This is a genomic window from Kribbella sp. (genome assembly GCF_035687465.1).
GTDB lineage: Bacteria > Actinomycetota > Actinomycetes > Propionibacteriales > Kribbellaceae > Kribbella.
This window is the reverse complement of record NZ_DASRXP010000482.1, coordinates 1-19001: the sequence shown is the minus strand read 5'-3', so window position 1 is coordinate 19001 and position 19001 is coordinate 1. Positions and strand designations below refer to the sequence as shown.

Sequence of the window (19001 nt, the reverse complement as noted above, 5' to 3'; positions counted from 1 at the left end):
ATTCCGAACCTGGAAGTTAAGCCCGACAGCGCCGATGGTACTGCGACCGGTAGGTCGTGGGAGAGTAGGACGTCGCCGGACATTCACACTGCTAAGGGCCACCCACACCGGGTGGCCCTTAACATTTGTGCCAGTACTTTTGTCTGAGCGCATCACCTCGAACACCGATAGGAGTCATCGTGGCTACGCCACCTCGCAACCCCCGCTCCGGTCCGGGCGATCGCCCCGGCCGTGGTTCATCCGGCGGGGCAGGCCGTTCCGGCCGTGCCGGCGGCGGGCGCTCTGACTCCACTGGTCGAGGTGGCGCCGGCAGCGGCAACTTCCGCCCCGGCTCAGGCCGCGGCGATGCGCCCCGCAGTGGTAGTGGCGGCGGTGGTGGTGGCGACTTCCGCTCGGGCTCTGGGCGTGGTGACGCTCCGCGCTCTGGTGGTCCTCGAGGTGGTGCGACCGGCGGTCCGCGGTCGAGTGCTCCTCGTGGTGGCGCCTCGGGTGGTTCTAGTTCTTATCGGGACGATCGTGGAGCTCCGCGTCGTGACGACCGGTCCGATTCTGGGCGTGGTGATGCGCCTCGTACGGGTGGTCCGCGGTCTGGTGGTCCCAGAGGCGGCGCTTCTGGCGGCTCGAGTTCGTACCGTGACGAGCGTTCGGCTCCGCGCCGTGACGATCGCTCCGGAGCCCGCAGGGACGACCGCTCAGGACCTGGGCGTGACGACCGTTCGGCCCCGCGGAGGGATGATCGCTCGGGTCCCCGCAGGGACGATCGTTCGGGTCCGCGCCGGGATGACCGCGGCGAGCGGGACCCGTTCAAGGGTCAGCTCGGTGGTCGGGACGAGCGCGGTGGGTCGAGGCGTGAGGAGCGTCCGCCGGTCCGGCGTGATGAGCGTGGTGCAGGTCGGTGGGAAGACCGCGGAGCTGCCGGTCGTGACGATCGCGGGGGCTCGCGGGGCGACAGCCGCCCGGCCGAGCGTGGTAGCCGCTCCACCGGGCGCGGTGACGACCGGTCCGCTGGACGACGGGATGAACGCGCCGGCGGACGCCGGGACGAGAGGTCTGCCGGCTGGCGGGACGAGCGGAGCAGCGGTCGACCGGATGATCGTGGCGCTCCACGCCGCGATGACCGGAGCGCGCCGAGTGGCGAGAACCGTGGTGCTCCGCGTGGAGACGCGCCTCGTACGGGTGGTCCGCGGTCTGGTGGTCCCAGAGGCGGTGCTTCTGGCGGCTCGAGCTCGTACCGCGACGAGCGTTCGGCTCCGCGCCGGGATGATCGGGGTGGACCGCGGCGGGATGATCGGCCTGGGCCTCGTCGGGGTACTGGTGGTGGGTTCCCGCGGGACGAGCGTGGTGGGGCTCGGCGGGCTGAGCGTGGTGGGCGGGACAACCGGGAGAACCGGCGTCCCGACGAGGAGAGGGTCGGGCCGCGGCGCGACGATCCCGTCATCCCGGCGGACATCACCGGGGCTGAACTCGACCGGAGCGTGAAGGCTGAACTGCGGTCGTTGCCGCGCAGTCTTGCCGACCTCGTTGCGCAGCACCTGGTGGCGTCCGGGCGGTTCCTGGACGACGACCCCGAGCTCGCCTACCTGCACGCCAAGACGGCGCGAAGGCTCGCGGCGCGGCTGGGCGGAGTACGGGAGGCTGTGGCGATCACGGCGTACCTGGCTGAGCATTATGACGAGGCGCTGACTGAATTCCGTGCGGTGCGGCGGATGACGGGGAACCACGAAGTGCTGCCGATGATGGCGGATTGCGAGCGGGCACTCGGGCGGCCGGAGAAGGCGCTGGCGTTGTCGCGGGAGAAGCAGGTCCTCGGGATGGAGGAGGCTTCGCAGATCGAGATGCTGATCGTTGCGGCCGGTGCACGGCGCGATATGGGGCAGACGGCAGCCGCGATCCAGACGCTCGAGGTGCCGGAGCTGACCAAGCGGACCCGCGCCGACTGGTTGCCGCGACTGCGTTACGCGTACGCCGATGCGCTCGAAGAGGCGGGGCGGACCGAAGATGCGCTGGTGTGGTTCCACCGTGCGGCCGGTGCGGACGCCGAGGGGTCTACCGGGGCGGCCGAGCGGGCGGCGCAGCTGGAAGGGCTCCAGTTCACCGATCTCGACGACGACGAAGAGTACGAGGAGACCGACTCAGAGTTCGAAGACGAGCCCACAGCCGAAGCAAAGGACGAGTCGGCGGACGAAGCCGAGGACCACGACGCTGAGGATGAGTTCACGACCGAGGATGAGGTCGGAGACCTGGCCGAGGTTGCGGATGAGGTTGCTGACGCTGAGGAAGTGCTTGTCGACGAAGCGCCTGACGGCAAGGACGAGTTGAAGGACTGAGAAGTGGGGACGGCCCGGGTGGGTGGTGAAGAGATTCGCCGGCTGCCCGGGCCGTCTGCTGTTTGCGGTCGGGTGGGGCGACGCGCAAGGGGAGTAGGCAGGGGTTGGGCGGTCGGGGAGAATGGGGCGATGGTTGTCGGGCGAGAGGGGCGATGGTGGAGAGTCCCGAAGTGCTGACGACTGGGCCGCAGGACGACGCGGTGGCGCCTGAGTCGCAGGACGGTGTCGTGGCGGCTGAGGTGCAGGTTGGTGGGATTGAGGCTAGGTCGGCGGGTGGTGGGTTGACGGGGGAGTCGCCGACGGGTGTGTTGGTGGCGGCTGCGTTGGTTAAGGGGGCCAAGCGGCTTCGGCGGGCGATCGTCATGGTCGAGAAGTCCGAGGACGACGCCATTCACCAGGTGCGGGTTTCGTGCCGGCGGCTGCGGAGCGACCTCAAGTTGTTTCGCAAGATGTTGGCCGGCGACTGGGCCAAGGACCTCCGGACCGAGCTTTCGGCGCTTGCCAACAGTTGCGGGGAGGCGAGGGACCTCGAGGTCATTGCCGCCCTGGTTCGCGAGAACGCCACCAGCGAGGACGACCCGGAGCACGTGGCCACGATCTTGAGTACGTTGACTGTCGGGCTGGAGCGCGCTGCTGCTCGTTCGGCGGAGGTTGTCACCAGTGAGCGGACTGCCACTCTGGTTGAGGATCTGGAGGCGGTCGCGGCGGCCCCTGAGCTCAAGGAGAAGGCATCCCGCCCTTGTGGCGAGGTTCTACCCCAGCTGCTGGCGTCGGCACGGCATACGTTCGGTGAGGCCGCGGACCAGTTGAAGCCCTGGACGCCTGATGACGACTGGCACGAGGTGCGGTTGCTGGCGAAGCGGGTCCGGTACGCAGCCGATACGGCAGCGTCCGTGATGGGCGACGAAGCGAAGGAGACTGCGGTTCAAGCAGCCAAGTTCCAGGAGTTGCTCGGGCAGCACCAGGACCACTGCGCCGCGGCCGACGCCCTGCAGGCCCTCGCCAAAGAAGCCGCCTCCCAAGGCGATGCCGAGCTCTCGTTCTCGTTGGGCCGGCTGATCGAGCGTCACCGAGCCGCCCGCAAGCCGCTCCGGGAAGAGTTCCTCTCGCTCTAACACCGCCCGTAGCACCTACTCGAGGCTGCGGAACAACAGTCCTACGCGGGGTTTCGGGCCGAAGGACGTCGCCTTCTGGGGGAGGATCTTGCCGCGCGCGGCGGAGCGTAGCACCTGGTCCATGCGGGGGGCGACGAGTTCGACCGCGGCCTGGGTCGGGCCGGCGAGGGCCAGGGCGTCGGCGAGGGCGTGGTGGAAGGTGATCTCCTCGACCGGGACGCCCCACGCGGGCAGCAGTTGCTCGTGGAGCAGGGCGACGGTCGGGGTCACCTGGCCCTCGGTGGACCGCAGGGTCACCCAGGAAGTGCCGTCGGAGATCGCGATCCGGTCCGGTACGCCGTCCACCCGCCCGGGGAGCACCTCCCACCCGGCCGGAGTACGGGTTGAGACCGTGGCGAGCGTCAGGCCGGGGACCAGGCGGTGGATCGGGTCCAGGGTCAGCGGGTGGCGCTCGTTGTCGACCAGCATCGCGAGTCCCACATCCGTGCCCGGCCGCGCCGGATCCTGCCGGAACCGTTCCAGGTACGCCGCGTAGCGGTGGTGGCCGTCGGCGATCAGGGCTTCGTGGCGGGCCAGTTCGGCGGCGATCTGCTGGAGTTCGTCCGGGTCCTCGATCCGCCAGATCTGGTGGTGTGCGCCGTTCTCGGTGTCCGCTACCAGCCAGGGTTCGCCCGAGCGGGCGTTGTCCACGGCGTCACTGGCCGCGCCGCCTCCGCCGTACGCGAGCAGGATCGGTTCGAGATCGGCGTCGGTCGCCTGCATCAGTTCGAACCGGTCGTCGACCCACTGCTGCATCACGTCTTCGTGCGGCAGGACGACCTGCCGGGCCGGGTCGAGCCCGAGTGCGCCGACCAGGCCGCACAGCACGGCGTCGCCGACCCGCTGCTCGTACACGTACAGGGCGGGCCGCGCGTCCTGGATGACGACACCGTCGCGCTGCCAGTCGATCAGCCGTCGCGCCGGCTCGTCGTACCGGCCGGAACCGAGTTCCGGATCGCGTGGAAGGATGAGTCTCACCATGTTGTGGAGATCAGAGTCAGTCAGCCGCCGGACCAGAGCGGGTTCCAGTACGTCGTACGGTGGCGAGGTGACCGCGCCGAGGGCGCTCACCTTGCCCGCCACGAACCGCCAGGCGCGCATCGGCTCCAGCCGCAGCACGCTTCCGGGGGCTTGGGACATGGGCGGCATCGTACGGGGGGAAGCATGACCGCGAAACGCGAATCGCCAGCCCCACTGTCGGCTTGTGACGAACCGCTCGCCCATCGGTACGACGTCGCGCTGCTTGACCTGGACGGGGTCGTCTATGTCGGGCCGGATCCCGTGCCGGAGGCACCGGAGAACCTCCGCAAGGCCGCCAAGGAAGGGCTGCGGATCGGCTACATCACCAACAACGCCAGCCGGCCAGCGGCTGTGGTCGCCGAGCATCTGGCATCGTTCGGGCTGGATGTGATCGCGGACGACGTGGTCACGTCGGCGCAGGCTGCGGCCAAACTGATCGCCAGTGACTTCCCCAAGGGCTCACCCGTGCTGGTGATCGGCGGTGAGGGCCTGTACGCCGCGCTGGACGAATACGGGCTGACTGCGGTCCGCTCGAGTGACGCGGATCCCGTGGCCGTAGTACAGGGGTTCCACCCGGATGTGAACTGGGTGATGCTCGCGGACGGCGCGCACGCGATCAACGAGGGGGCCAAGTGGTACGCGACGAACTTGGACCTGACCATCCCCACGGCCGGGGGTAAGGCGCCGGGCAACGGGACGCTCGTACAGGCCGTTCGGGCCGCCGTCGAGGTAGATCCGATCGTCGCGGGCAAGCCGGAAGCGCCGTTGTTGGAGACGAGTATCGAGCGGCTGAAGGCGGAGCGGCCGCTGATGATCGGGGATCGGCTGGATTCCGACATCGAGGGCGCGCACAACGTCGGGATCGCCAGCCTGTGGGTGGCGACCGGGGTGAACGACGCGCATGATCTCGCCCGGGCGCCGAAGAACCAGCGGCCGACGTATATCGGCGCAGGTCTGGGTGCGCTGCGGCAGAAGCATCCTGGGGTCGAGGTCGACGGCGGCAAGCACACGTGCGAGGGCTGGACGGCCGAGGTGGTCGACGGCGCGGTGGTGGTCAAGGGTGAAGGCGAGCGGTACGACGGACTGCGCGCGATCCTGTCGGCGACGTGGGCCGCAGTGGATGCACCGGCCAAACCAGCCGCCAAGAGCGCCACGAAGAGCGCTGCCAGGGCCCGGCGTCCCTTGCCGAAACCCGCCCCGGCTCCAGGCACGATCAAGATCGACGCCGCCCTGCACCGGGTAGGCCTCAGCAAGTAGCGCCGGCCTGATCGGGGTGGCGCGCGGGATGGGTGGGGTGGTATCGGGAGCGCAGCGCGATACCGTGGCAGGCAACGGGCGGACTCCGGTCCGCGCCGGGGCGGTGGGGACGGTATCCGAGCAAGGAGGCAGTCATGGTGATGGACGCGGTGCGCGGCTACGTACAGCTGGCGAACGGTCTGACCGAGGTGACGAGGCAGCGCGCGACGCACGCGGCGAAGGCGCTGCTCCAGCAGACCGGGGCCGATGCGCTGACCACCAAGGTGAGTGACCTGGCCGACGAGATCGTTGCCACCAGCAAGAGCAACCGCCAGCTGCTGCAGGCGATCGTGGCGAACGAGGTCGAGGGCGCGGTCGCGCGGCTGGGCTTCGTCCGGACCGAGGAGGTCGCCGCGCTGAGCCGTCGGGTCGAGGGTCTCGAGCGCGAACTCGCGGAGGCGCAGGCAGCTCAGAAGACGGTGGTCAAGAAGGCAGCGGCCAACAAGTCGGTCGCCAAGAAGTCGGTCGCTAAGAAGTCGGTCGCTAAGAAGTCGGTCGCTAAGAAGTCGGTGGCCAAGAAGGCGACGGTGAGGAAGTCCGCGGCGAAGAAGGCGGCCAAGAAGGCCCCGGCGAAGAAGGCATGACGTGACCGAACACCCCGGCGAGGAGTTCCCCCCGGCGGTCGACCCGGACGTCGAGCCACAGCCCGACGAACGCCGTACCCCGGACTACGACACCGAGCCCGAACCAGACATCACCCCGCACGCCGACCAGGCGGACGCAGTCGACTACACCGAAGCCGAGCCGACTACGCAGGAGCAGGCGGTGGAACGGGAGGACGGGGTGCATCCGTTGGTCGAGGAGACCATGGAGCGGCTGGACGGGTTGCGGGAGCGGCCGGTTTCGGAGCATGCCGAGGTGTATGCGGATCTGCATGAACGGCTTCAGACCGCTTTGGTGGAGGCGGACGCCGAGCACGGCGACCGAGGCTGAGTGGCCAAGGCTGTCAGGCGTTCCCGGCTTGATGCCGAGCTGGTCCGGCGTGGCCTGGCCAGGTCCCGCGAGCACGCGAGCGAACTGGTTGCGACCGGCAAGGTGAAGGTTTCGGGCACGGTGGCCACCAAGCCCGCCACCGGCGTCGGCGCGGATGCCCCGATCCTGGTCGACACCTCGGAGACCGATGACCCCGGCTATGCCAGCCGCGGCGCGCACAAACTGGTCGGTGCGCTCGAGGCGTTCACCGACATCACCGTGAAGGGCCGCAGGTGCCTCGACGCGGGCGCTTCCACGGGCGGATTCACCGACGTCCTGCTCCGGAACGAAGCGGCCAGCGTGATCGCGGTCGACGTCGGCTACGGCCAACTCGTCTGGGCGCTGCAGACCGACGACCGGGTGACCGTGATGGACCGTACCAACGTCCGCACGCTCACCCTGGACGACATCGGCGGCGATCCGGTCGACCTCGTCGTCAGCGACCTGAGCTTCATCTCCCTGACCCTCGTTCTCCCCGCGCTGCTCGGCGTGGTGAAACCCGACGGTGATCTGGTGCTGATGGTGAAACCGCAGTTCGAGGTCGGCAAGGAGCGGCTCGGCAAGGGCGGCGTGGTCCGTGACCCCGAGTTGCGCGCCGACGCGGTCCGTGGGGTGGCGGCGAAAGCGGCCGCGCTGGGCTGGGGCGTCGCCGGGGTAGCGGCCAGTCCATTGCCGGGTCCGTCGGGAAATGTCGAGTACTTCCTGTGGATACGCCGTACAGCGTCGGTGCTCGATGAGACGATGCTCCGGACCGCTGTCGAGAGCGGCCCGCAGTGACCAACGGAAGGCAGGTCCCCGTGCTCGAGCCGGCGTCCGATCCACGGCGCGTGCTGCTGGTGACGCACACCGGTCGTGATCTCGCGGTGGAGGTCGCCCGAGAGGCCCACCGGCTGCTGACCGCGGCCGGCCTGGTGGTGCGGCTGGTCGGCGACGAGGCCGAGGCCCTGGAGCTGGACCCGGTCGAGATCGCGTACGACGCGGACAAGGCGGCCCAGGACGTCGAGCTGATCATGGTGCTCGGCGGCGACGGCTCGATCCTGCGCGGTGCCGAGCTGGCCCGCCCGCACGGGACTCCGGTGCTAGGGGTGAACCTGGGCCACGTCGGCTTCCTGGCCGAGGCGGAGGTCGACGACCTGGCCCGGATCGTCGAGGTGGTGGTCGGCCGCACCTACACGGTCGAGGAGCGGATGACGCTCGCGGTCGACGTCCATGTCGGCGACGAGCTGGTCTTCGACACCTGGGCGCTGAACGAGGCCAGCATCGAGAAGGCCGCCCGCGAGAAGATGCTCGAGGTACTGGTCGAGGTCGACGGCCGCCCGTTGTCCCGGTGGGGCTGCGACGGGGTCGTGGTCGCGACGCCGACCGGCAGTACGGCGTACGCGTTCTCCGCCGGCGGGCCGATCGTCTGGCCCGAGGTCGAGGCGATCCTGATGGTCCCGCTGAGCGCGCACGCGTTGTTCTCCCGGCCGATCGTGGTGGCGCCGACCTCCCAGCTGACCGTCGAGCTGGTCGCGGCCTGGCACGGGCGCGGGGTGCTGTGGTGCGACGGACGCCGGATGGTCGAGGTGCCGCCGGGTGCCCGGATCCAGGTTCGGCGCGGCAAGACGCCGGTCCGGTTGGCGAGGGCGCACGAGGTGTCCTTCACCGACCGGCTGGTGGCCAAGTTCGACCTGCCGGTGCTCGGCTGGCGGGGCGCGGCAGAGCGCAAACGAAGTGCGAAGAGGAGACCTGATGCTCTCTGAGATCCGCATCACCGGGCTGGGCGTGATCGAGGACGCCACGCTGGAGCTCGATCCGGGCTTCACCGCGGTGACGGGTGAGACCGGTGCCGGCAAGACCATGGTCGTGACCGGGGTGAACATGCTGCTCGGCGGCCGTGCGGACAGCGGGCTGGTCCGGCACGGGGTTCGCCGGGCGCGGGTCGAGGGCCGGGCGAGCGGCGTGCCGAAGTCGATCGTGCAGCAGGCCGAGGACCGTGGCGGCGAACTGGACGACGACGAGCTGCTGATCGCGCGCGAACTGTCCTCCGAGGGGCGGTCCCGGGCCTTCCTGGGTGGCGCCTCGGTGCCGGTCTCGGTGCTTGCCGAGGTCTCGGGCGACCTGGTGGCGATCCACGGGCAGGCTGACCAGTGGCGACTCCTGCAGCCGGCGCGACAGCGGGAGACCCTGGACACCTTTGCCGGTAAGGCGGTTCTGGTCCCGCTCGGCGAGTACACGACGGCGTACCGGCGGCATCGGGAGGTCGATTCCGAGCTGGCCGACCTGACCACCCGGCAGCGCGATCGCCTGGCTGAGGCGGATCTGCTGCGCTTCGGGCTGGACGAGATCGCCAAGGCGGAGCCCATGCCGGGCGAGGACGTCGAGCTTGCGGCTGAGGAAGAGCGGCTGGCCTATGCCGACGGACTCCGTACTGCGGCGACGTCGGCGGCCGAGGCTCTCACGTCGGAGGATCTCGACTCGAGTCGGCCGAGCGACGTACTGGGACTCCTCGCGCTGGCGAAGCAGGTGCTCGACGGGGAGCGCGAGCACGACGCCAAACTGGCCGAACTGGCCGACCGGGCCAGCGAACTGGGGTACTTGGCGGCAGACCTGGCCGGCGAGCTTTCGTCGTACGCGACTGATGTCGATACCGACCCGGCGCGGCTTGCCGTGGTCAGCGATCGCCGTGCTGTGCTGACCGGGCTGGTCCGGAAGTACGGCGATGCGGACGGGACGGTCGACGAGGTGCTCGACTGGGCCAAGCGGTCCGCGGTGCGTCTGGCCGATCTCGACGGTAGCGACGAGCGGGTCGAGCAGTTGACCGCGGAGCAGGCCGAGCTCCAGGCCCAGCTGAAGGATCTTGGTAAGCAGGTCAGCGCGGCCCGGACGGAGGCGGCGCAGCGGCTCGGGGTCGCGGTGTCCGAGGAGTTGAGCGGGCTGGCGATGCCGCACGCGAAGCTGACGGTCGAAGTGCACGAGACCACGCCCGGGCCGTTCGGCGCGGACGAGATCGAGTTCTGCTTCGCGGCGAACCCGGGCAGTCCGGCGCGGCCGCTGCAGAAGGCGGCCTCCGGCGGTGAACTCTCGCGGGTGATGCTCGCGCTCGAGGTGATCCTGTCCGACACGCATCCCGTGCCGACGCTGGTGTTCGACGAGATCGACGCCGGGATCGGTGGACGCGCGGCCGTCGAGGTCGGCAAGCGGCTGGCGCGGCTGGCGGAGAAGGCGCAGGTGATCGTGGTGACGCACCTGCCGCAGGTGGCCGCGTTCGCGGACCGGCACGCCGTCGTACTGAAGAGCGACGACGGCTCGGTCACCACCAGCGGTCTGGTCGCGCTGGACGACGATGCCCGCCTGAAGGAACTGTCCCGGATGATGGCCGGCCTGGAGAACTCCGACGCCGCCCAGGCCCATGCCGAGGAACTCCTCGCCCTGGCGGCAGAACGCCATACGAAGGGCAAGAAGCGGCCCAAGCGCTGACATGTGACCACAACCGCCACGCGCGCCTGCCGTGGCCGGGAGGTGGTCCGAAAGGATGATTTGTGGGTGTCCGGCGGGGGAATTGCTGCCGGATCCGTCGGTCGGTAGGCCCGCAGGCGGTGAAAAAGGCGGGCCGGGGGCTCTTGACATGGCAGGATGAGAGCGCGATGAAATTGCCCAGCCTGCGTCGAGCACGCCCTGCTGAACTGCCCGGAACCGCCGGAGTGGTCCGGCTGGATCGGCGTACCAAGAATCTCACCAAACGGCTGAAACCGGGCGAGATCGCGGTGATCGACCATGTCGACCTGGACCGGGTCAGCGCCGAGGCGCTGGTGGACTGCCGGGTCGCCGCGGTGGTCAACGTGGCCGACTCGATCAGCGGCCGCTACCCGAACCTCGGCCCCGAGATCCTGGTCGAGGCGGGCATCCCGCTGGTCGACGGGATCGGCCGCGAGGTCTTCTCGGTCCTGCACGAGGGCGAGCGGGTCCGCCTGTACGACGGGGTGCTGTACCGCGGCGAAGAGGTGGTCGCCAAGGGCGTCTCGCAGGACAGCCAGACCGTCGCGGAGCAGATGGACGACGCCCGGGCGGGACTGTCGACCCAGCTGGAGGCGTTCACCGCGAACACCCTGGAGTACCTGCGCCAGGAGCGGGACCTGCTGCTCGACGGCGTCGGCGTACCGGCGGTGCACACGGCGATGGACGGCAAGCACGTGCTGATCGTGGTCCGCGGGTACGACTATCGCGAGGACCTGGTCGCGCTGCGGCCGTACATCCGGGAGTACCGGCCGGTGCTGATCGGGGTGGACGGCGGCGCCGACGCGCTGGTCGAGAACGGGTACGTGCCGGACCTGATCGTCGGCGACATGGACTCGGTGAAGGACGAGACGCTGAAGTCGGGCGCCGAGGTGGTCGTGCATGCCTACCGGGACGGCCGCGCGCCGGGCTCGGAGCGGCTGGAACGGCTCGGGGTCGAGTCGATCGAGTTCCCGGCCACCGGCACCAGCGAGGACGTGGCGATGCTGCTGGCCGATTCCAAGGGCGCCTCGCTGATCGTCGCGGTCGGCACCCACAACTCACTGGTGGAGTTCCTGGACAAGGGACGCGCCGGAATGGCCAGCACCTTCATCACCCGGTTGCGGGTCGGTGCCAAGCTGGTAGACGCCAAGGGTGTCGGCCGGCTGTACCGCAGCCGGGTCTCCACCCTCCAGGTGGCCGCGCTGATCCTGGCCGGGCTGTTCGCGCTCGGAGTGGCCATGGTCGCCGCCGGCGCCGACGAGGTGCTCTGGTCGATCCTGCAGGCGCGCTGGAACGAAATCTATTTCGAGATCCGGGAGCTGTTCACGTGATCGACTTTCGCTACCACATCGTCTCGATCGTGGCGATCTTCTTCGCCCTCGGCGCCGGCGTGGTGCTGGGTGCCGGGCCGCTGAAGGGCACCGGGACCGAACTCGTCCAGGCCCAGGCGAACCGGGACCGGACCGCGCTGGAGGACGCCCGGGCCGAGCTGATCCAGGTCAAGGCGCTGGACAAGTACCGCGACGACTACGTGGCCAAGGTGACCGCCGGGCTGACCGACGGCAAGCTGGCCGGCAAGCGGGTCACCATCGTGACCATGCCGGGCGCGGACGGCGACCTGACGAACACGACCCAGGATTCGCTGGAGAAGGCCGGTGCGCAGGTCACCACCCGGATCTCGCTGGACAGCAAGCTGTTCGACCCGGGCCAGCGGCAGCTGGTCGAGCCGCTGGTGAACGAGCTCGTCACCGCGGACATCACCTTCCCGCAGGACAGCAACACCTACCAGCGCGCCGGGCTGATCCTGGCCCGCGGCATCGCCGCCCCCGAGGAGGGAAAGACGGTGGACAGCGAAGCCACCACGATCCTCAGTGGGCTCACCGGGTCGAAGCTGCTCTCGGTCAAGCCGACGCCGAAGGACCGGGCCAGCCTGGTCGTCGTGATCGCGGCGAAACCGCCGACCCCGACGCCGGACAACTCGTCGTACGCCGACGCGGTGGACTTCGCGGAAGGACTCGACCTCGGCAGTGCCGGCGCGGTCGTCACCGGGATCCCCGAGACCGCACAGAACGGCGGCCTGCTGAAGGCGCTGCGTGGTGACTCCGACGCGACCAAGATCCTGTCCACGGTGGATGTCGCGAACATGCCGAGCGGGCAGGCCACCATCGTCTTCGCGCTGGTCGAGCAGGCCGGCGGCAAGGCCGGGCAGTACGGCGGTGTCGACGCCAAGAACGGTGTTGCTCCGTCAGCGGTCCAGGCGTCAGGGAGCTGAGATGGGACTCGGAAGGCTCGGCGCCGCACTGGTCGCCGCCGCAGCCACCAATGCCTTGGAACGGGCCGCTGAGAAGCTGCCCAAGGAGAACCGCGCACCGTTCGAGCGGACGAACCACCGGGGTGAAGCGGTCACCCTGCTGGAAGGTCCGGTGGCGGTCCTCGGAGCGCTGGCCGGTGTCGCCGCGGCGCCGTCGACTGCAGGCCGCGTGAAGGCAGCAGCATTGCTGGCCGGTTCAGTGTCCGGTGCCGTCGGTGCGTACGACGACTTGGCCGGGGCCACGCAGACAAAGGGCTTTCGCGGTCATCTCGGTGCATTGCGTCGCGGTGAGGTGACTAGTGGCGCGGTGAAGCTCCTCGGTGTCGGTGCCGCCGGACTGGCCGCGGCGGCGTTGTTGCCGCGTCGCTCCAAGGGTTTCGGTGCCGTCGTGGAGATCGTTGCCGATGGTGCCTTGATCGCCGGTACGGCGAATCTCACCAACCTGATGGATCTTCGTCCGGGCCGCGCGTTGAAGGCGGTCACGGTGTTGAGTGCGCCGGTGGCTCTCGCCAGCGGACCGGCTGCCGCGGTGGTCGGTGCGGCTGCCGCTTCGGCGCCGTCGGATCTCAACGAGCGCTCGATGCTCGGCGACTGCGGGGCCAACGGACTGGGCGCAATCACCGGTACTGCGCTGGCGGCGTCGCTGCCGCGGTCCTTGAAGGTGCTCGCACTGGGCGCGGTGGCAGCGCTCAACCTGGCCAGCGAGAAGGTCAGCTTCACCAAGGTGATCGCGGAGACCCCGGTGCTGGACAAGCTCGACCAGTGGGGTCGACGACCGCGGTGACGATGCTGTGAGCACGGGCGGTCGGATCGCCCGGGCGGCGCTGCTGGTCGCCGGGGTGACCGTGCTGGCCCGTGTGGTCGGCTTCGGGCGGTGGCTGGTCTTCTCGAAGACGGTCGGTGCCGGTTGCCTCGCCGAGGCGTACGCAACAGCCAATCAGCTGCCCAACGTGCTGTTCGAGATCGTGGTCGGCGGTGCGCTCGCTGGAGCCGTCATCCCGGTGCTCGCCGGTCCAGTGGCTCGTGGGGATCGTGCAGCGCAGGGCAGGATCGTCGGGGCGTTGCTGACCTGGTCCCTGGTGTTGCTGGCGCCTTTCGCCTTGGTTGCTTGGCTGCTGGCTTCGCAGTACACCTCTGCGATGCTTGATGCGGGTCCGGAGTGCAGTGGTTCGTCGGCGACGGCCACCCGCATGCTGGTGATCTTCGTACCGCAGGTCTTTGGGTATGCGATCGCTGTAGTCGCCACGGCTGTGCTGCAATCCCACAAGCGGTTCGCGGCCGGTGCTGTGGCTCCCTTGATTTCCAGTCTGGTCGTCGTGGCGACGTACCTGTTGTTCGCGGCCGAGGCGCCTGAGGCTGATCAGGCCTCTCGGGGAGCTGCGGATCTGCTGGCCTGGGGTACTACCGCCGGTGTGCTCGCGCTAGCGCTGACGGTGTTGGTGCCGATGCTCCTGCTGCGGTTGCCGATCAGGCCGACGCTGCGGTTGGACCCGGGCGTCGGGCCCGTACTACGCAAGCTCGCGGCGGCTGGCCTCGCAATACTGGTCGCGCAGCAACTGGCGTTCCTGGTCACCACTTATCTGGCGAACCACAGAGGTGTGCCGGGGAGTATCGCGGTCTACACCTGGGCGAATGCGGTCTACCTGCTGCCATACGCAGTACTGGCTGTTCCGATCACTACTGCGGTCTTCCCGCGGCTTGCAGCGGCGTACGAGTCACGGGACACCGCTGCCTTCAACCTGTACGCCGCTACGTCCACCCGGGCAGTCATGCTCGCCGGGGGAGCGGGAGCGGCTCTGTTGGTCGGTACTGCGGTCCCGGTGGCGCGGGTCTTCGCCTATGACAACGGGCAGGTGCAGGAGGCACAGGCATCGTCCCTCACGGACGGGTTGTTCGCCTTCGCCCCAGCCTTGATCGGGTTCGCCGTACTCATGCACGTGGGCAGAGTCCTTTACGCGCGGCAGGCCGGCCGCAATGTCGCCGTGGTCACTGGAGCGGCTTGGCTGGTTGTCGCGGTCGCGGCCTTCCTGCTGACCTTGCGGTGGGACGGTGGAGGCGTGGTCTTCTCACTGGCCGCAGCGATGTCGATCGGAATGCTGGCCGGAGCAGCGGTGCTCCTTGTCGTGTTGCATCGAGCCGCCGGACCTGGTGTGCTCAGCGGACTGCCGCGAGCAACCATTGCCGCCTTGATCGGCGCGACCGTGGCCGGGGGTGTGGGGTGGTTGGTCTCGCTGCCCTCCGGGGACGGGAGCTGGGGGAGTGGGCTGGTCTTCTCGATACTGTCCGGCTTGGCAGTAGTGATCGTGTACGCCGTGGTCGCGGTGGCTGTGGATCGTCCGGATGCCCGGGCTCTGCTGCGTCGCGGAGTGCCTAGTCCTGTGGAGGAGACGCAATGAGGATCGGCCTGCTGCTGGCGGAGTCCCGGGGTGGGATCGGGCAGCACGTCGCCTCGGTGGTGCCGCGGTTCCTCGAGGCCGGCCATGAGGTCGTCGTCTGCGCACCGCCCGGTACTGCGGACCACTTCGACTTCGGCGAGGCCAAGGTCGTCGGGCAGGCTCCGGGCCTTCGTGGTTCCGATGTGGTCCACGCTCACGGCTACCGCGCGGGTATGGCGGCTCTGCGGGACCGCTCGCATCTGAGGCCGCTTGTGGTGACGTGGCACAACGCAGTACTGGCTCCGGGGCCTCGTGGCCTCGTGATGCGACTCGGGCAGCGTCTGGTGGCCCGGGGCGCTGACCTGACTCTGGGAGCCTCCAGCGACCTTGTGGAGCTTGCGCGGTCCCTCGGAGCACGCCAGGCCCGCCTAGCGCCCGTGGCAGCACCAGCGATCCCAGCAATCCGTACGCCGTCCGCAGCCGTCCGCGAGGAACTCGGGATCGGCGACGCGCCCCTGGTGCTCACAGTGGGTCGCCTGGCTCCGCAGAAGGACTACCCGACGCTACTGTCCGTAGCGGCCGAGGTTTCCAAGGACAGCCCGGACGTGGTGTTCGTTGTGGTCGGTGACGGGCCACTCAGGGACAACCTGCAGGCACGGATCGACGCGGAGAAGCTGCCGGTGCGGCTCCTGGGTCACCGGAACGACGTGGCGGACCTCCTGGGAGCTGCTGACGTCTTCCTGCTGACCTCTCACTGGGAGGCGCGGGCCCTGGTGCTCCAGGAGGCCCTGCAGGCCGGAGTACCGGTGGTGGCGACGGCAGTCGGTGGGGTTCCCGAGTTGGTGGGCGACAGCGCAGTACTGACTTTTCCGGGCGACGCGCGCGGGCTCGCGGACGGAGTACGGAAAATTCTGGCCGAGCCGGCCACAGCGGCCGCTATGCGGACAGAAGGCTTGGAAGTGGCCTCCGGATGGCCGGACGAGGACGAGGTGGCGAAGAATCTGCTCGACATCTATGCGGGTCTCGTCGCGACCACTGCTTGACAGCAGGTAGGCTGAAGGCCCGTGGACAGAGCTTCGTTCGGGCAGCAGACCAAGCACGTATTCGTCACCGGTGGCGTGGCCTCCAGTCTCGGCAAGGGGCTGACAGCGTCAAGCCTCGGCAGTCTGCTGACGGCACGGGGCATCCGGGTCACCATGCAGAAGCTGGATCCGTATCTCAATGTGGATCCCGGCACCATGAACCCGTTCCAGCACGGCGAGGTGTTCGTCACCAACGACGGCGCCGAGACCGACCTGGACATCGGCCACTACGAGCGCTTCCTCGACCGGGACCTGTCCCAGGTCGCCAACGTCACCACCGGCCAGGTCTACTCGTCGGTGATCGCGAAGGAGCGCCGCGGCGAGTACCTGGGCGACACCGTCCAGGTGATCCCGCACATCACCAACGAGATCAAGGAACGGATGCTGGCGATGGCCGGCGCGGATGTGGATGTGGTGCTGCACGAGATCGGCGGCACGGTCGGTGACATCGAGTCGCTGCCGTTCCTCGAGGCAGCGCGCCAGGTCCGGCACGACGTCGGCCGCGACAACGTGTTCTTCCTGCACATCTCGCTGGTTCCGTACATGGGTCCCAGTGGTGAGCTGAAGACCAAGCCGACCCAGCACTCGGTCGCCGCGCTGCGCTCGATCGGTATCCAGCCCGACGCGATCGTCTGCCGCGCGGACCGGCCGATCCCGGACAACGTGAAGCGCAAGATCTCGCTGATGTGCGACGTCGACGTCGAGGCCGTGGTGGCCGCGCCGGACGCGCCTTCGATCTATGACATCCCGAAGGTGCTGCACGCCGAGGGCCTGGACGCCTTCGTCGTACGCCGCCTGAACCTGCCGTTCCGCGACGTCGACTGGACCCGCTGGGACGAACTGCTGAAGGTCGTGCACCACCCGACGGACCAGGTCACGGTCGCGTTGGTCGGCAAGTACATCGACCTGCCGGACGCCTACCTGTCGGTCGCGGAGGCGCTGCGGGCCGGCGGGTTCGACAACGACGCGAAGGTCAACCTGCGGTGGATCGCATCCGACGAGTGCGCGACCCCCGAGGCGGCCGCGCGGCTGCTCGGTGACGTGGACGCGATCTGCATCCCGGGCGGGTTCGGCGTGCGCGGGATCGAGGGCAAGATCGGCGCGATCCGGTACGCCCGCGAGTCCGGCATCCCGATCCTCGGGCTGTGCCTCGGCCTGCAGTGCATGGTGATCGAGGTGGCCCGCGATCTGGCCGGCCTGGACCGGGCGAACTCCAGCGAGTTCGACCCGGACGCGGAGCAGCCGGTCATCGCGACGATGGAGGAGCAGAAGCACATCGTCTCCGGCTCCGGCGACCTCGGCGGCACCATGCGGCTCGGCCTGTACCCGGCGAATCTGGCCGAGGGTTCGATCGTCCGCAGCCTGTACGACGCTCCGTCGGTGCAGGAGCGCCACCGTCATCGCTACGAGGTGAACAACGCCTACCGGGACAAGCTCGAAGCGGCCGGACTGGTGTTCAGCGGACTGTCCCCGGACCACGAGTTGGTCGAGTTCATCGAGCTGGACCGGTCGCTGCACCCGTTCTTCGTCGCCACCCAGGCCCACCCGGAGCTACGGTCGCGGCCAACCAAGCCGCATCCGCTGTTCTCCGGGCTGATCGCCGCCGCGCTGGTCCGGCAGCGGGAGTCGCGGCTGCCGGTCGAGGAGGTCGCGGACGGCGCCGCCGCGAAGGGTGCGAAGGTCAAGGCCGAGACGGCGAAGGCGCGATGACGGACCACCCGGAGCTCCGGTTCGGCGAGGGCCTCGCCGATGCCCGGGAGTCCTGGCCGGTCACCTCGTCGGAGACCGTCCTCTCGACCGGCCGCGTGATCTCCGTACGGCGGGACCAGGTGGTCCCGCCGGCGGGTGGTGGACCGTTCGTCCGCGATGTCGTGGTCCATCCAGGAGCCGTCGGGGTGGTCGCGCTCGACGAGAACAACCGGATGCTCCTGGTCCGGCAGTACCGGCATCCGGTGGGCTATAGGTTGCTCGAGGCGCCCGCGGGACTGCTCGACGTACAGGGTGAGGACTACCGGGTCGGCGCCGAGCGTGAGCTGTGGGAGGAAGCCGCCACCAAGGCCGCCGACTGGCGACTCCTGGTGGACGCCTTCACCTCGCCGGGGCTGACGAACGAAGCGGTCCGCATCTTCCTGGCGCGCGATCTGTCCGAGGCGAACGAGGTCTACGACCGCCTGCACGAAGAGGCGGACATGGAAACCGTTTGGGCACCGCTCGCCCACGTGGTCGGCGCAGTCCTCGCCGGTGAGCTTCACAATCCCATCCTCGTGATGGGCTCCCTGGCCGCCTGGACAGCCCTCAATGGCCCCGGATTCGACTCCCTCCGCCCCGCCGACGCGCCCTGGCCGGCCAAAGACTGAGCACTAGGCCGCGGTCCAGTGGGAGTTGCGGCCGGTCAGACCGAGGATGCGGTGCAGCGTGGGTGCGGATGCCGGTACGGCGATCTCGGGGCCGTAGACGCCCATCTCACGACCGGGCCCGGCTTGCTTCGCCGTCTCGCTGTACAGGTAGGTCAGGAGTTCCTCGTCGACCGACAGTTCTTGGCCGGTTGCCCGGGCGAGATCCCAGCCGTGGACGACGAACTCGCCGAGCACCATCCCGCCGATGAGCGCCGACGGCAGCTCGGGCGGGCCGCCTATTCGGGTCATGCCCTGCCACGCTTCGGCCTCACGCCACGCGGCAGCGGTCCGGCTGATCTGTGCCTCCAGCGCGGACGCCCACTCGTCCCCGGCCAGGTGCGTCTCGGACTCGCCTGCCGCGGGCGGAACCACGGCCTCCTTGCGGCCGGCCCCTTCCAGCGAAGGTCCCCAGAACAGCAGGTGGTTCACCAGCGTCCGTACGTCGTACTCCGTGCACGGCGTGCGGGCCTTGAGCTGGTCGGGCTTGATGTTGTGGATGATCTCGGTGAAGGGCGCCGCCGCGCGGGCAATGAACTCGACGTCAGACATGGCCCGACCGTAGGCGAGGGAGATCACCGGTGTCTTGAACAA

The 19001-nt window shown here is 69.2% G+C and carries 18 protein-coding genes and 1 rRNA gene; 17 read left to right on the top strand and 2 right to left on the bottom strand.

Going from position 1 to position 19001, the window contains the following annotated elements; translation table 11 throughout:
* The 4 genes from rrf to VFG33_RS25420 all read left to right on the top strand — a co-directional run.
* A 5S ribosomal RNA gene (rrf, locus tag VFG33_RS25435) occupies positions 1-81 on the top strand; the annotation flags it as partial.
* A gap of 150 nt (positions 82-231) precedes the next feature.
* Entirely contained in the window at positions 232-1479 is a 1248-nt protein-coding gene (locus VFG33_RS25430; protein WP_325055469.1) for a hypothetical protein, read from the top strand.
* Entirely contained in the window at positions 1476-2327 is an 852-nt protein-coding gene (locus VFG33_RS25425) for a tetratricopeptide repeat protein (protein WP_325055468.1), read from the top strand. The genes VFG33_RS25430 and VFG33_RS25425 overlap by 4 nt, the downstream gene beginning before the upstream one ends.
* A gap of 170 nt (positions 2328-2497) precedes the next feature.
* On the top strand, positions 2498-3442 hold the full coding sequence (locus tag VFG33_RS25420; protein ID WP_325055467.1) for a CHAD domain-containing protein: 945 nt from the start codon (positions 2498-2500) through the stop codon (positions 3440-3442).
* A gap of 15 nt (positions 3443-3457) precedes the next feature.
* Here VFG33_RS25420 and VFG33_RS25415 read toward each other — a convergent pair whose 3' ends face one another.
* Positions 3458-4621 carry a DUF1015 family protein gene (locus VFG33_RS25415; RefSeq protein ID WP_325055466.1) on the bottom strand — a complete coding sequence of 388 codons (1164 nt, stop codon included), beginning with the start codon at positions 4619-4621 and terminating at the stop codon, positions 3458-3460.
* Positions 4622-4645: 24 nt separating this feature from the next.
* Between VFG33_RS25415 and VFG33_RS25410 the strand changes: the two genes are divergently transcribed.
* The 13 genes from VFG33_RS25410 (at position 4646) to VFG33_RS25350 (ending at position 18371) form a co-directional block, all read left to right on the top strand.
* Entirely contained in the window at positions 4646-5758 is a 1113-nt protein-coding gene (locus VFG33_RS25410; RefSeq protein WP_325055465.1) for an HAD-IIA family hydrolase, read from the top strand.
* Positions 5759-5892: 134 nt separating this feature from the next.
* Positions 5893-6381 carry a phasin family protein gene (locus tag VFG33_RS25405; protein WP_325055464.1) on the top strand — a complete coding sequence of 163 codons (489 nt, stop codon included), beginning with the start codon at positions 5893-5895 and terminating at the stop codon, positions 6379-6381.
* A 1-nt stretch (position 6382) separates the two neighbouring features.
* Entirely contained in the window at positions 6383-6730 is a 348-nt protein-coding gene (locus tag VFG33_RS25400) for a hypothetical protein (RefSeq protein ID WP_325055463.1), read from the top strand.
* Positions 6731-7546 (top strand): TlyA family RNA methyltransferase, encoded by an 816-nt coding sequence (locus VFG33_RS25395; protein WP_325055462.1) that lies wholly within the window; start codon positions 6731-6733, stop codon positions 7544-7546.
* Positions 7543-8511 (top strand): NAD kinase, encoded by a 969-nt coding sequence (locus tag VFG33_RS25390; RefSeq protein ID WP_325055461.1) that lies wholly within the window; start codon positions 7543-7545, stop codon positions 8509-8511. Before VFG33_RS25395 ends, VFG33_RS25390 begins: the two co-directional genes overlap by 4 nt.
* Positions 8501-10228, top strand: a complete 1728-nt coding sequence (gene recN, locus VFG33_RS25385) for a DNA repair protein RecN (RefSeq protein WP_325055460.1) — start codon at positions 8501-8503, stop codon at positions 10226-10228. The genes VFG33_RS25390 and recN overlap by 11 nt, the downstream gene beginning before the upstream one ends.
* Before the next feature lie 167 nt (positions 10229-10395).
* A complete protein-coding gene (gene steA, locus VFG33_RS25380; protein ID WP_325055459.1) occupies positions 10396-11577 on the top strand; it encodes a putative cytokinetic ring protein SteA in 1182 nt (393 codons plus the stop codon).
* Positions 11574-12518 (top strand): copper transporter, encoded by a 945-nt coding sequence (locus tag VFG33_RS25375; RefSeq protein WP_325055458.1) that lies wholly within the window; start codon positions 11574-11576, stop codon positions 12516-12518. The genes steA and VFG33_RS25375 overlap by 4 nt, the downstream gene beginning before the upstream one ends.
* Position 12519: 1 nt before the next feature.
* Positions 12520-13341, top strand: a complete 822-nt coding sequence (locus tag VFG33_RS25370) for a hypothetical protein (protein ID WP_325055457.1) — start codon at positions 12520-12522, stop codon at positions 13339-13341.
* 7 nt (positions 13342-13348) lie between these two features.
* Positions 13349-14953, top strand: coding sequence for a murein biosynthesis integral membrane protein MurJ (gene murJ, locus VFG33_RS25365; protein ID WP_325055456.1), 1605 nt, complete (start codon positions 13349-13351; stop codon positions 14951-14953).
* Positions 14950-15975, top strand: coding sequence for a glycosyltransferase family 4 protein (locus VFG33_RS25360; RefSeq protein ID WP_325055455.1), 1026 nt, complete (start codon positions 14950-14952; stop codon positions 15973-15975). Before murJ ends, VFG33_RS25360 begins: the two co-directional genes overlap by 4 nt.
* 21 nt (positions 15976-15996) lie before the next feature.
* Positions 15997-17724, top strand: coding sequence for a CTP synthase (gene pyrG / locus VFG33_RS25355; RefSeq protein ID WP_325055454.1), 1728 nt, complete (start codon positions 15997-15999; stop codon positions 17722-17724).
* Positions 17721-18371: an NUDIX domain-containing protein gene (locus tag VFG33_RS25350; protein ID WP_325055453.1), complete on the top strand. Its 651-nt coding sequence runs from the start codon at positions 17721-17723 to the stop codon at positions 18369-18371. The genes pyrG and VFG33_RS25350 overlap by 4 nt, the downstream gene beginning before the upstream one ends.
* 3 nt (positions 18372-18374) lie before the next feature.
* Here VFG33_RS25350 and VFG33_RS25345 read toward each other — a convergent pair.
* Positions 18375-19001 (bottom strand): TIGR03086 family metal-binding protein (locus VFG33_RS25345; protein WP_325055452.1); only part of this gene is annotated, 627 nt, incomplete at its 5' end.